Raw genomic sequence first — 12,803 nt, forward strand, 5'->3', positions numbered from 1 at the left:
TTTAGATAGGAAAATCGGTACGAAAGAAGAACCCGCCTTCGCCTCGGCCATTACGGGTGTATTCTACCGTTAGTACCCGATCGTAGTAGGTGACAAAATGCAAACCTACCCCAGCAGCCCCTAATAATTGGTTAGGCAACCTGTTTTCAGGAATGGTTGTACGAGCTAGCACGTACCCAGCATCGGTAAAGGTATTCAAATAAATAACCAAGGGTAAGGTGTTTATCTTGGAATTAGATATACCCTGCAACTTGATTTTACCAGCATCGAAAAGTCGGTAAGACACACTTTGTCGCGCTAATCCGTAATGGCGGCCGTCTACAACATAAGCATCATACCCACGCACATGAGCGTCGTAGCCAAGCGCTCGGTTGTCGGCATAGCCTAGCCGTTGAGCAAGTCGTAGCTGGCCCTGCAAACTGAAGTTATAGTAAAAATTGCCCCCCAGAGCGAAATATTGAGCATAACGGCCTATGAGGGTAGTAATATCAGGATTATTTGATGTCAGAAAAATGCGATGCGATAATGACACCTGAGCAAATCGGCCAGTAAGCGGGTAGGCGAAGGTGTTGCGCTGATTTAGGGTACTGGTGAGCTTAAACTCTAAATACTCACGCTGAGAACCGCTGAGAAAATAGACAGGATTCAGCTCAATGACAGAATCAGAAACCTGCTCTTTATAATATGCTACATCGAAGGCAGAGAAGCGCTGAACTGATTGGCGCCAGCGCAGCCCTAGTGAACCGTACTGGCGCATAAGCGGAAACCCATCTTCGGGGCGAAATGTCACGAGCCGGTCGCGAAGAGTGGCATAGTCGAGGGCACGGCTGCGGGCGTAGGAAATGCCTGCCCCAAAACCAATACGTCGGCGCGGACCATAGCCAGGTGCTTCATAAAACAACTCATAACGGCGGTTGAAGCCCAACTGCACATTAGCGCGTACTTCCTCATTGCGGCCCCGAAAGTTCTTGCGCACAATGTATAGCCCATAATTAACCCGACGCCATCGATCGGGGCGGTCCAGCCAGGCGTTGAAATTGCGCTCAGCAAACGAAAGTGTGGGAATAGGAAAGGTGTACCACCGCTCCTGCACTGCAAACAGTACTGTGATTTCGCCATTTCGGCAAACCGTCTGCTGAATGACGCTATGAAACAGCCGCAGGTTGAATAGCCGCAGGCGGTTACTTTCCAAACGAGCAGCCAACGTAGCAGCGGTCAGTGTGTCACCTTCTTGGAAATCCAACTCAGCGCGTAGCACTACTTCCTTGGTTACTTCATTACCTGCAAATAAAATGGTGCCTACACGCACAACAGCATACTGCGGGCATTGCGCCTGCAGCAAGCTATCAGCTGGAGCGCGTTTTACAGAGTCAGGAAACGGGCCGGGGGGCAAAATACTGCTACCCAGCAGTAAGGAAAGCAAACAAGCGAGCAGACTCAAGTAGGTAACAGTAGAAATGAAGAATCAGGGGGAGCGCAATTCTCATTCCGCAATGCCAAGAATATCACTGATCCTGCAATAGATATCTGCTGGCCTATCTTTCTATGCACTTCCACTTCTCTTTCCTCAAAGAATTACTCTTAAAGGCTCAAATACTTCAGGAGGGCATCAAAGCGGTCCTGCTCGTCTTCGCCTACATCAGTAGCACCACTAAACTGAGCGGTGATAACGTAGCCAAACCGTTCTAGCGTAGCTACGATGCGAGTAAGCGAAGGCGTGTTGAGCTTCAGCGTCAGCCGGATTTTATATGGGTCGCTTTCATCCTGCGCAACGTGGGCGCTTAAAATTTTAGCGTTATTCTCTTCTACGTACCGGCTTATTTGGGTAAGAGAATAATCGCGCTCATCCATGGAGAGCACCAAAATGCCCCCCTGCCCTACGGCGATGGGCATTTGGCCGAGCGCGGCCAGCGTATCACCTACCGTCACTACACCCATGTATTCGCGCTGCTCGTCGAGGACGGGTACCAACTGAATTTTATTCTGGATAGCTATTTCCATGATGCTATAGAAATGTTGATCGTGCTGCACATGCACATCAGCGTAGCCCAGCGTCAGGTGGCTGAGCAACTCCTCCGTCTGGTCATAGTCCAGCAGATCAGATTCGGTAATAAGACCGCGGTACTGGCGGTTATCGACGACGGGCAGTTGCCCCACGTGAAACTCCTCCAGCCATTTGGCAGCCTTCCCGGTCGAGTCCGTCACTTGTAGTGCCGGAATCATATGGTTGAGCAATTCTTCGGCAAGCATAGAATGCATGTGTAGGCTGAGAAACGGAAGTAAACGTGGATAAGCTACAAACCAAAAGGCAAACAAGCGCCAAGGAGCAAACTTTGTTTAGCTAAGTTGGCTCCGGGTTGCAAACAGAAATGAGATTTGCTTTCTATGATACGGAACTAACGACCTGCTGGCGCTTAGTGCTATGCAGAAACTGACGGAGCCGAGCATTGAACGCTTCGGGGCGCTCCATCATGGGCGCGTGACAACAGTGGTCCAGAAAATGCAGCTCGGAGTTGGCGATAAGGCGGTGAAACTCATGCGCTACTATCGGGGGTGTAATTGTGTCGTTCAAACCCCAGACGAGCAGGGTTGGCACCTGAATTCGGCCTAAGTCTTTGGCTAAATTATGGCGCTGAGCTGAACGGGCGATATTAATGATACGAAGCACCTTGATGTTCGAGTTCGTAACGTTAAATACCTCATCTACTAAGTCTTTGGTCGCTAACGACGGATCGTAAAACGTGTAAGCCACCCGCTGCTGCACGAAGCCGTAGTTGCCCCGTTTCGGAAAGGAGCTACCCATGGAGTCTTCAAACAAACCGCTACTCCCAGTCAGCACCAAACGCTGCACCTGCTGCGGATTGTGCAGCGTATACACCAGCGCTACATGACCGCCCAACGAGTTACCAAGTAGTGTAAAAGGTTGATGCAGCCCCATCTCGGCCACAAATTCTTCTACATATCCCACCAAGCCAGGCACGCCAGCCTTGGTGAGAGGCATCTCATAAATCGGCAGCATGGGGATGATGACGCGGTAGTCGCGCGCGAAATCACTTACAACGTCCTGCCAGTTGCTCAGGGCGCCAAACAAGCCGTGCAGGAGCAGGAGCACCTCGCCGGTGCCTTCCTCCACGTACTGAAATCCATTCTTTTCCTTAATCTGCAATTCCATCATCTCGGCTTCTCAGCGGGCTGACGCGGGTACGGCGGGTGCCGACCGAGCGTCCATTGCAATGATACAACACTTGACCCAATTGCCGAGCAAGGCTAAGCCGTGACTCGTCAGTAATGCTTCGGGATGGAACTGTACGCCGTAAAGCGGCAAGGAGTGGTGACGTAAGGCCATTATTTCTTGATGTTCATCCGTAGTGTGAGCCAACGGCACTAGTGTTTCAGGCAAGTCACTGATTACTAAGGAGTGATAGCGCGTAACAATAAGCTTGGGGGGCAAATTATGAAATAACATCTCCTGGGGGGCAAATTTAATTTCCGAAACTTTGCCGTGCATGGGGCGCACAGCACGTTGCAGTTTTGCCCCAAAAAATTCGCCTAATGCTTGGTGCCCTAGGCACACGCCCAGCATCGGTATCCGCTGATGATACGCTTGAATTAGTTCGAGCATTACGCCTGCTCTGTCCGGTGTACCTGGTCCCGGCGACAATACGATTGCATCGAACTCCAGCTCCCTGATAGCTGCCAAAGGCACATCGTTGCGCACGACTTGCACCTGCACCTGCAACTGCTGCAAGTAGTCTAGCAGGTTGTAAGTGAAGGAATCGAAGTTGTCGAGCAGAAGAAGCCGCACAGGATAACTAGTTGAATAACTAAGGAACTGAGCTGTTGATGGGTTGAAAGGTTGCAAGCGTAAAGCTTTGCTTATTCACCTTACAAGCGACAAACAAATTAGCTCCAGTAATAGCTCAATAGTTCAGCTCTAAAATACCCCCCGCAGGCGGGTCAGAAGAGTACTAGCGAAAGGCATTACAAAACCCACCACCTCCAAGGCTACCGGGGTGGCCTGTCGCACAACGGGGAGCATTTGCGAGTCGCCAGTTAGGGTGGGCGAGAGCAGATTTACCCCAGCTAAGCCCAATCCGTGCAGGAGCAAGCTTAAGCCCAATATCCATTTCAACGCCCCAGCAGCACCGCCCAATAAGTTGTCGAGCAAGCCGAGCGGGGTCAGATGCACGGCGCTCTTTACAAAACTGCCTAACAGATGAACTCCCCAAGCAATGAGCACGCACACCAGCAAGAATGACACGATGGGGAGTAGCCCAAAGGCTTCGCCCACATAATGCCGAACCAGCGGAATAGCATCGTTGAGCAGGCTGAGCCCGCCTACTACTCCCAGCACAAAGGCCAACAGCGACGCGACTTCCAACAATAAGCCCCGCCGAAATCCCTTCACTGCGCCCACGCCCACCACCAACAGCAAAAAGAGGTCGAAACCAGACATTTTGGAAGGGGCTAAAAATCAGGAGTTGGGATCTAGAAATAGGTTCAGGCAACTTCTAGCACCCAACTCCTTAAAAATTACACGTTAGTATTGTTCAGTAAGTGACCTACAACTTGCGAAATCATGCGTCCGTCTGCTTGGCCACCTAACTCGCGAGCTGCTACCCCCATTACTTTGCCTAGGTCTGAAGGACCAGTGGCGCCCACGCGCTGGATAATATCAACGAGACGCTCAACCAAATCGGCTTCGGAGAGTTGCTGAGGTAAATATTCTTCGATGATGGCCAACTCCGCTAACTCAATCTCTTCAAGGTCGGAGCGGAACTGCTTCTGGTAGGTTTCGGCGGCTTCGCGGCGCTGCTTGGCCTGCTTGGTGAGCAGCTTGATTTCGGCCTCAGGCGTGAGGGCTGCGCCGTGGGCACCTTCAGCTGTTTCGGCCAGCAGGATCTGGGCCTTGATGCTACGCAGAGCCGTGAGGCGTACTTTATCTTTGGCAAGCATTGCCTGCTTAATAGCGGCGTCGATAGTTTCTTTCAGGGCCATATTAGGGAATTTTAAAGTAAAAAAAGCCGCCTGTGACGAACGGGCGGCGAGCCAACGAACCAAAAAAAGCTCCCGTAAAATCGGTGTACTTTCGCGGTGCGCTGGCTTCAGATCAAAGCCAATTTTCGCTTTCTAAAGAGATGACAAAACTAAGCGTAAACATAAACAAAATCGCTACCCTGCGGAATGCCCGCGGCCACAACCGCCCCGATGTGCTGCAAGTGGCCCGCGACTGTGAGCGGTTTGGAGCTCAGGGCATCACGGTGCACCCGCGGCCCGATGAGCGCCACATCCGCTACCAAGACGTGCGCGATCTTAAACGGATTGTGACCACCGAGCTAAACGTGGAAGGCAACCCGACGCCCGATTTTATTAATCTGGTGCGGGAAGTGCGCCCCGAGCAGGTAACACTCGTACCCGATGCGCCCGATGCTATTACTTCCAACGCAGGTTGGGACACCATCGAGCATCAGATTTATCTCTTGGGCGTTGTGACGGAGCTCAAGGCGCTGGGGTGTCGGGTTTCCATTTTTCTCGATCCCAATCCGGCCATGGTAAAGGCTGCCGTAGGCACGGGCACCGACCGGATTGAGCTGTACACAGAGGCATATGCCCAACAATTTCATGCTGACCCGGCCGCGGCTATTGCGCCTTATCGCACCGCGGCTATTCTGGCGCAGGAGCTTGGTATTGGCCTGAATGCCGGCCACGATTTAGACCTGGACAACCTGGCTTATTTAAAGCAGAACTTGCCCGGCTTGGAAGAAGTAAGTATCGGGCACGCGCTCATCTGTGATGCACTCTACTTCGGGTTGGAAAACACAATTCAGCTGTACCGTCGGCAATTGGTGTAGGAACGCATCACGCCCGCTGTGGCGTTAGACCGTACGCTTTTCGCTTACTTTATTAGGCCGCGTTTCCCCAACTTCTACTACATGCCTCGTCTTTCCCTCTCCGATTTTCTGCAAGGCTCGCCCGACGTGCCCATTCTGGATGTGCGGGCACCGGTAGAATACGCCCACGGCCACATTCCGGGAGCCGTAAGTTTACCCTTATTTACGGATGAGGAACGGGCCCGCATTGGCACCGCTTACAAGCAGGTTAGTCAGGAGAGAGCCATTCATATCGGTCTGGATTTTTTTGGACCGAAGATGAGCAAGATGGTGAAGCTAGCGCAGAAAATTGCCCCCCAGAAGGAGGTGCGCCTGCATTGCTGGCGGGGTGGCATGCGCAGCGGAGCCGTGCTGTGGCTGCTAGAGTTGGCCGGTTTTAAAGTGCATCTGCTGGATAAAGGCTACAAAGACTACCGCCGCTGGGCGCTAGCTCAATTTGCTCAGCCGCGTTCCTTGTTCGTGCTGGGTGGCCTGACGGGCAGCGGTAAAACCGACGTACTGCACGAGCTAGCCCGCCAAGGTGAGCCCATTGTTGATCTAGAGGGTTTGGCCAGCCACAAAGGCTCGTCGTTTGGCAGCATTGGGTTGTCGCCGCAGCCTACGGCCGAACAATTTGAGAACGACTTGGCTCTTGCATTGGCAAATTTGCCCCCCAACGCCGTGCCGTGGTTCGAAGATGAAAGCTTGTCTATCGGCCGCGTGACCATTCCGAAGCCACTCTTCGAGCAAATGCGCCTTGCTCCGCTCGTGGTGCTCGACATTCCGCGGGCGGTGCGCACCAGTAAGCTAGCAGCTGAATATGGCCGCGAAGACCCCGCCGAGCTAGCTGGGGCCATTCAGCGCATCAGTAAGCGTTTGGGTGGGTTGGCAACGAAGGAAGCATTGACGGCCATTGAGGCAGGAGACATGGAAAAAATGGTAGACATCGCGCTTGATTATTATGACAAAACCTACGGCCACGGGTTAAACACCAAAATCAACAGCACTATCGTGCGTGTTCCTTCCAACACCTGCGACCCGGTAGTGAATGCCGAACTGGTGCGGGCCGCGGCCAAAACGGTAGTCGCCCAGTCTCTTTTTGCTTCCCGGGGCGTCGCTTAATTCCAACCTCCACCGTAAGCTGCAAAGCGCTACGATACCCTTCTTATTGAATCTATGATCTCCGAAGAAATCGACCAAATCCGCCTCACTCAGTATAGTCATGGGGCAGGCTGCGGCTGCAAAATCGCGCCGAAAGTGCTTGACCAAATTCTGCACACCAGCATTTCGCAGTCCCAAAACGATAAGTTGCTAGTAGGCAATAGCTCCCGCGACGATGCAGCCGTGTTCGATATCGGTGGCGGGCAGGCCATTATCAGTACCACCGACTTTTTCATGCCCATCGTAGATGACGCCTACGACTTTGGGCGTATTGCCTCGGCCAATGCCATCAGCGACGTGTATGCCATGGGCGGGCGGCCGGTGATGGCTATTGCCGTGCTAGGTTGGCCCATCGATAAATTGCCCCCCGAGGTGGCGCGCCGTGTTATCGAAGGTAGCCGTAGCATCTGCGCCGAGGCGGGCATACCGCTGGCGGGCGGCCACAGCATCGACTCACCAGAACCCATTTTCGGCCTGGCCGTGACTGGTATGCTTGATATTCCTAACCTCAAGCGCAACGACACGGCCACGGCGGGCTGTGAGCTTTACCTTACCAAACCGTTGGGCGTGGGCATGATGACAACAGCGCAAAAACGCGCCATTCTGCGTCCTGAGCACGAGCAAATTGCCCCCCAGCAAATGATGCAGCTCAACAAAATTGGCTACGCACTCGGCCAGCTTGCCGCCGTGCACGCCATGACTGATGTGACTGGGTTCGGTCTGCTCGGGCACTTGGCGGAGGTATGTGAGGGCAGCAACGTGACGGCAGAAATTGACTTCGCGAAAGTGCCTTTGCTCAAGGAAGCAGAGGAATACCGTCAGCAAAAAGCAGTGCCCGGCGGCACTATCCGTAACTGGGACAGCTACGGCCACAAAATTGGGCCGGTGACGGATGAGCAGCGTCAGTGGCTGTGCGACCCGCAAACGTCGGGGGCTTGCTGGTGTGCGTAGCGCCGGAAGGACGCGAGGCGGTGGGGGCATTTTTGCTCAATACGGTCTCGACTTGCAATCCTTTGGCACGCTGCGGCCACATACGCCGGGCGAGGCCTGGATTCAGGTTCGGTAAGCGGTGAAGATATTCCAGATACTGCGGCCCTTGCTGGAAATTGGGGTGGTCGTGTTTGCTATTGTCTTCGGGCTACGCTTTATCACCAGCTTTTTCTCACAGAAAAGCAAAGTCTATCGGCCTACATTTCTGCGGCAATTTTACCTGCTATTCTGGCCATTGCTGTGCCTAGGCGTGGGCTTGCCTAACATGGGCTTCTACTTCTACACGACTCACTTAGCGCCCCACGAAGCCGTTTTGCTGCTGGCTCTGGCAGCCGTACTGCTGGGCTTTTCGATGCCAGCATTGCTGCTGCACGCTCAATATTACGCTCGCAATCTGCACACCACGCTGGTTTTTGACCCAAAGGACAATCGATTGGAAGTGTATGAAGGCCGTGTGCGCATTCCGTTCCGACAAAGCGAACTGGTGCGTGTGGAACGCGTTACTTGCAAGTCGAAGCGACTATTTTGGAGCAACTACGACTTTCTGCGCCTGCACCTACGCACTGGCGAAGTACTCACGCTTACGTCTTTGCTACTCAACCTCGCCCCGCTGACGGAATTTTTGCGTAATACGCCCCTGGAGCACCGACAGCGCTGGTTTTGCTGGACCTGAGTGACCGAATTGGCAACGCATCAGCCCCGAACGCGTTTGCTTACTAGAAGATCTGAACCTCGCTATCTATGCAATTACACTACCGCGAACAGGGCCAAGGCACACCGCTGGTTATTCTGCACGGCCTTTTTGGTACCCTCGACAACTGGCAAACCTTGGCGAAACGCTGGGCGGAACTTCATCGGGTTATTGCCGTGGACTTACGCAACCACGGCCGTTCGCCCCATACCGAGGAGCATACCTATGAGTTGATGAGTGAGGACGTGCGGGAGCTTTTCACCCAACTCCAGCTCGAAGCTCCTACCCTACTTGGCCACAGCATGGGGGGCAAAGTAGCCATGCGCTTCGCCCTCGATTACCCTGATTTGCTGGCGCGACTGGTGGTGCTGGATATTGCGCCCAGCTTCTCGGATATGCTCCACCAAGACAACATTTTGGCGGGCCTTCACGCTGTAGATCTACCACGCGTAGAAAACCGGCAGCAGGCCGATGAGATGATGGCCCAGCATATAAAGCAGGATTCGGTACGGCAGTTTTTGCTAAAAAACCTTTACCGCCGCGAAGACCATTCGTTTGCCTGGCGCCTTAACCTAGAGGCGCTCACCTCACATATGGCACACGTCGGTGCGGAGATAAAAGCCCCCCAGCCTTTCCTAAAGCCCGCTTTATTTGTTCGGGGGGCAAATCGGACTACATCACAACGGAGGACAAGCTGCATGTTATTCCGGCACTTTTCCCCAATTCCCAGGTTGAAACCATCCCTGATGTAGGCCACTGGCTCCACACCGAAGCTCCTGACAAGGTGTTTGAGCTGGTTAATGCCTTTATGCAAGGTTAAGGAACTAACCTCTTGCACTACATATCAAATCCGACTTCTCTTGCCCGGCATCCTCTATCTTATTCCCACTATCCTAGCCGATGATACGGCCGCACAGGTCCTGCCGGCGCAGGTAGCTACGCACGTGGCCGCGCTCTCGTATTTTCTGGTAGAGAATGCCCGCACGGCCCGGCGCTTTGTGAAGAGCGTGGCCCCAGCGCACGTAATTGAAGATCTGCGCTTCACGGTGATTGATAAAGACTCGTCGGAAGCAGAAATCAGAGCGGCGCTGAAGCTGGTATCTGCCGGCCAAGATGCGGGCATTCTATCGGAAGCTGGCTGTCCTGGTGTGGCTGATCCGGGCGCAGAAGTAGCCCGGGTAGCGCACCAATTAGGCATTCAGGTAGTGCCGTTAGTGGGTCCTTCGTCGTTGTTGTTGGCTTTAATGGCCTCCGGCTTGAACGGGCAAAGCTTTGTATTCCACGGCTATTTGCCCATTGAAAAAGCCAAGCGAATCGCAGCGTTAAAGCAATTAGAGCGGGCGGCTCTTACCCACCATCAAACACAGCTTTTTATCGAAACGCCTTACCGCAATATGCCGCTGCTGGATGACTTGCTGGCGCATTTACAGCCTACTACCCGCCTATGCATTGCTGCCAGCCTCACGGCGCCAAATGAGTTTGTCCAAACGCATACCGTAGGCGATTGGAAGGGCAAGCTGCCCGAGATCCATAAGCAGCCAGCCGTCTTTCTACTTGGTAAGTAACAGGTAGTAGAATCCGATTTTACTTAAACAACTGATACACAATCAGCGACGACACATAGGCTAGGCCGGTCATGTAGACTAGCTGCATTAGGGGCCATTTCCAGCCTTTCGTCTCGCGGTACACTACGGCCAGCGTGCTCATGCATTGCATGGCAAATACATAGAACACTAGCAGAGAAAACGCGCGAGCCGGCGTAAAAAATGGCTGCCCATTTTCGTCTTTCTCAGCGGCGAGCTTTTGTTGCACCGTGCGCATGTCCGCGTCTTGGCCTACGCTATAAATCGTAGAAATGGTCCCCACAAATACTTCACGGGCCGCAAAAGACGTGATCAACGCAATACCGATTTTCCAGTCGAAGCCTAGGGGACGAATAGCCGGTTCCAGCGTTCGGCCAAATAGCCCAGCATAAGAGTTCTCCAGCTTCTCAGATGCAATGTGGTTATCCGTTTCCTCCGGCGACAGTTGTTGCTGAACGGCCGTGGCACGCGCCTGCTGCTCAGCTTTGTCTAAGGCATCGCCCGGTCCATACGATGCTAGCACCCACAGAATAACGGAAATGGCCACGATGACTTTACCTGCCTGAAACACGAAGGTTTTGACCTTCTCGACGATTGTAATACCTACGTTTTTCCAGCGAGGCCAGCGGTATACCGGAAACTCCATAATAAAGTAGCTCCGCTCCTGGGTTTTTAGGAGGAACTTCAAGGCCAAAGCTGAGAATATAGCCGATAGGAAGCCTAATAGGTACAAGCCCATCAGCACCACGCCTTGCAAGTTGAAGAAGCCCAGCACTTTTTCATCGGGCACCACTAAAGCCGTCAGAACGGTATAGACCGGAATACGAGCCGAGCAACTCATCAGCGGTGTGACGAAGATGGTAATGATGCGGTCTTTCCAATTCTCAATGGTGCGGGCGCTCATTATAGCGGGCACAGCGCAGGCCACGCCCGAAATGAGCGGCACCACACTCTTCCCGTTCAGTCCGAACTTGCGCATGATGCGGTCCATCATGAACGTGACGCGGGCCATGTAGCCGGTCTCTTCCAACACCGCGATAAACGCAAACAGCAACGCAATCTGTGGAATGAAGATCAAAACGCCCCCCAGACCCGCAATAACCCCTTCGGTGAGCAGATTAATGAGCGGCCCGTTGAAGTTGGTTTGGATAAGTGAGTTGATCAGCGCAATGCCCTGATCGATCAAATCCATGGGGTAGCTGGCCCAGGCAAACACCGCCTGAAACATCATAAACAGCACCCCGAAGAAAATCAGGTAGCCCCAAACCCGATGGGTCAGGACCTTGTCAAGTTTATTGCTGTACGGCTCATTGCGCTCAGTGCGCGTCACTGATACCGTGTTGAGCAGAATCTCATTGATGCGGGCGTAGCGGGCAATGGTTTCTTGTGCCTGGCGAGCAGTGGGCTCGAAACCATATTGTTCCACCAACTCCTGCACGTATTGGCACTGATCAGGCGTCAGAAAGCTGATGTGCCGGAACTGGTGCGCGTAGTGCAACGCCAAATAATCGTTGTGCAGATTGAAGTAATACCGAATCTGCCGGATCATGGGCAACAGTTCCTCCGCGGGCTCATAGAAGCTCACCGTGGGTGCATCGAGGTGTTGCGCCATGACAATCTTCAGCGCGGCCACACCAATGCCCTTGCGGGCGTTCATAGGAATGACGGGAACACCTAGCTCCTGCTGCAACTCCGCAATATCAATTTGGACGCCGTGCTGCTCAGCTACGTCCATCATGTTGAGAGCCAGCACAGCTGGCAAGCCCAAATCGGCGAGTTGCGTGAACAGCAACAAGTTACGCCGCAGGTTGGAAGCATCTACCGTGACCACTACGAAATCGGGATACTGCGCCGATTCGCGGTCGTAAAGCAAGTCGGTGATAACCTTCTCGTCCAGGCTCTTCGGGTACAAAGAATACGTACCTGGCAAGTCGATGATTTCAGCGCGGTGCTGGGGCGTGAGTTGGCTAATACCGGTTTTGCGGTCAACCGTTACGCCGGGAAAGTTGCCGACCTTTTGATTCAGGCCCGTAAGCTGATTGAACAGCGAAGACTTACCCGAGTTTGGATTACCTACTAAGGCAATACGCGTCAGCTCTCTGCGGGCGTGAGGCGTATGTATAGTGTCAACGCCTAGAGCGACGGCCGCCGGAGCGGATTCTGTATGTATAGTTGCCAGGCGAGCCATCCGCGCCGGTTAGTTTTTCAATAAAATGGTAGCCGCTTCGCTCACTCGTAGCGAGAGCGTATAATCTTCGTCGCCGAGTACCAGCGTGATGGGGCACCCCAACGGAGCGCGGCTATTCAGGCGCACCTGCGTGCCCGGAATGCAGCCCATCTCCAACAGCTTCAACGCCATCTCGGGGTCTTGCAGGCAGCAAATCGTCGCGCTCTCGCCCAGACGAAGGTCTTTCACACTACGTTGGGTCGTAGCGGCAGCGGTAGTAGAACGGATGGCCACAGGCAGGATCGGTTATTTAGACAGGATTCAAACAAAGGTACGCCCCA

At 53.5% G+C, this 12,803-nt stretch carries 13 protein-coding genes and 1 pseudogene; 6 read left to right on the forward strand and 8 right to left on the reverse strand.

Annotation, left to right across the window (positions count from 1 at the left end; genetic code table 11):
- Position 1: 1 nt before the first annotated feature.
- From EPD59_RS19455 to EPD59_RS19480, 6 genes are all read right to left on the reverse strand, one after another.
- The gene (locus EPD59_RS19455; protein WP_133274230.1) at positions 2-1,441 is read right to left on the reverse strand and encodes a BamA/TamA family outer membrane protein; all 1,440 of its coding nucleotides are present in this window, start codon (positions 1,439-1,441) and stop codon (positions 2-4) included.
- A gap of 140 nt (positions 1,442-1,581) precedes the next feature.
- Positions 1,582-2,259, reverse strand: a complete 678-nt coding sequence (locus EPD59_RS19460) for a CBS domain-containing protein (RefSeq protein WP_133274231.1) — start codon at positions 2,257-2,259, stop codon at positions 1,582-1,584.
- 124 nt (positions 2,260-2,383) lie between these two features.
- Positions 2,384-3,172 (reverse strand): alpha/beta fold hydrolase, encoded by a 789-nt coding sequence (locus tag EPD59_RS19465; RefSeq protein ID WP_133274765.1) that lies wholly within the window; start codon positions 3,170-3,172, stop codon positions 2,384-2,386.
- A 12-nt stretch (positions 3,173-3,184) separates the two neighbouring features.
- A complete protein-coding gene (locus EPD59_RS19470) occupies positions 3,185-3,805 on the reverse strand; it encodes an anthranilate synthase component II (RefSeq protein WP_133274232.1) in 621 nt (206 codons plus the stop codon).
- 129 nt (positions 3,806-3,934) lie between these two features.
- Positions 3,935-4,456: a CvpA family protein gene (locus tag EPD59_RS19475; protein ID WP_133274233.1), complete on the reverse strand. Its 522-nt coding sequence runs from the start codon at positions 4,454-4,456 to the stop codon at positions 3,935-3,937.
- A 77-nt stretch (positions 4,457-4,533) separates the two neighbouring features.
- Entirely contained in the window at positions 4,534-4,998 is a 465-nt protein-coding gene (locus EPD59_RS19480) for a GatB/YqeY domain-containing protein (RefSeq protein WP_133274234.1), read from the reverse strand.
- Positions 4,999-5,138: 140 nt separating this feature from the next.
- Here EPD59_RS19480 and EPD59_RS19485 point away from each other — a divergent pair, with 140 nt between their 5' ends.
- The 6 genes and pseudogenes from EPD59_RS19485 to EPD59_RS19510 all read left to right on the forward strand — a co-directional run bounded on the left by EPD59_RS19485 (position 5,139) and on the right by EPD59_RS19510 (position 10,277).
- Positions 5,139-5,852 carry a pyridoxine 5'-phosphate synthase gene (locus EPD59_RS19485; RefSeq protein WP_133274235.1) on the forward strand — a complete coding sequence of 238 codons (714 nt, stop codon included), beginning with the start codon at positions 5,139-5,141 and terminating at the stop codon, positions 5,850-5,852.
- Between the two features lie 81 nt (positions 5,853-5,933).
- The gene (gene mnmH, locus EPD59_RS19490) at positions 5,934-6,992 is read left to right on the forward strand and encodes a tRNA 2-selenouridine(34) synthase MnmH (protein ID WP_133274236.1); all 1,059 of its coding nucleotides are present in this window, start codon (positions 5,934-5,936) and stop codon (positions 6,990-6,992) included.
- A gap of 54 nt (positions 6,993-7,046) precedes the next feature.
- Positions 7,047-8,097, forward strand: a pseudogene (gene selD, locus EPD59_RS19495) (selenide, water dikinase SelD).
- Between the two features lie 3 nt (positions 8,098-8,100).
- A complete protein-coding gene (locus EPD59_RS19500; RefSeq protein ID WP_133274237.1) occupies positions 8,101-8,694 on the forward strand; it encodes a hypothetical protein in 594 nt (197 codons plus the stop codon).
- 68 nt (positions 8,695-8,762) lie between these two features.
- Complete coding sequence (locus tag EPD59_RS19505) at positions 8,763-9,464, forward strand: alpha/beta fold hydrolase (protein ID WP_240731513.1); 702 nt, start codon at positions 8,763-8,765, stop codon at positions 9,462-9,464.
- A 108-nt stretch (positions 9,465-9,572) separates the two neighbouring features.
- On the forward strand, positions 9,573-10,277 hold the full coding sequence (locus EPD59_RS19510) for an SAM-dependent methyltransferase (RefSeq protein WP_133274238.1): 705 nt from the start codon (positions 9,573-9,575) through the stop codon (positions 10,275-10,277).
- A 19-nt stretch (positions 10,278-10,296) separates the two neighbouring features.
- On the opposite strand, the gene feoB is transcribed toward EPD59_RS19510, so the two are convergent.
- Positions 10,297-12,483: a ferrous iron transport protein B gene (gene feoB / locus EPD59_RS19515; RefSeq protein ID WP_133274239.1), complete on the reverse strand. Its 2,187-nt coding sequence runs from the start codon at positions 12,481-12,483 to the stop codon at positions 10,297-10,299.
- Positions 12,484-12,492: 9 nt separating this feature from the next.
- Positions 12,493-12,756, reverse strand: coding sequence for a FeoA family protein (locus EPD59_RS19520; RefSeq protein WP_240731514.1), 264 nt, complete (start codon positions 12,754-12,756; stop codon positions 12,493-12,495).
- Positions 12,757-12,803 lie beyond the last annotated feature (47 nt).

Origin of the sequence: Hymenobacter radiodurans, assembly GCF_004355185.1 — a bacterium.
In the GTDB taxonomy this organism is placed as follows: domain Bacteria; phylum Bacteroidota; class Bacteroidia; order Cytophagales; family Hymenobacteraceae; genus Hymenobacter; species Hymenobacter radiodurans.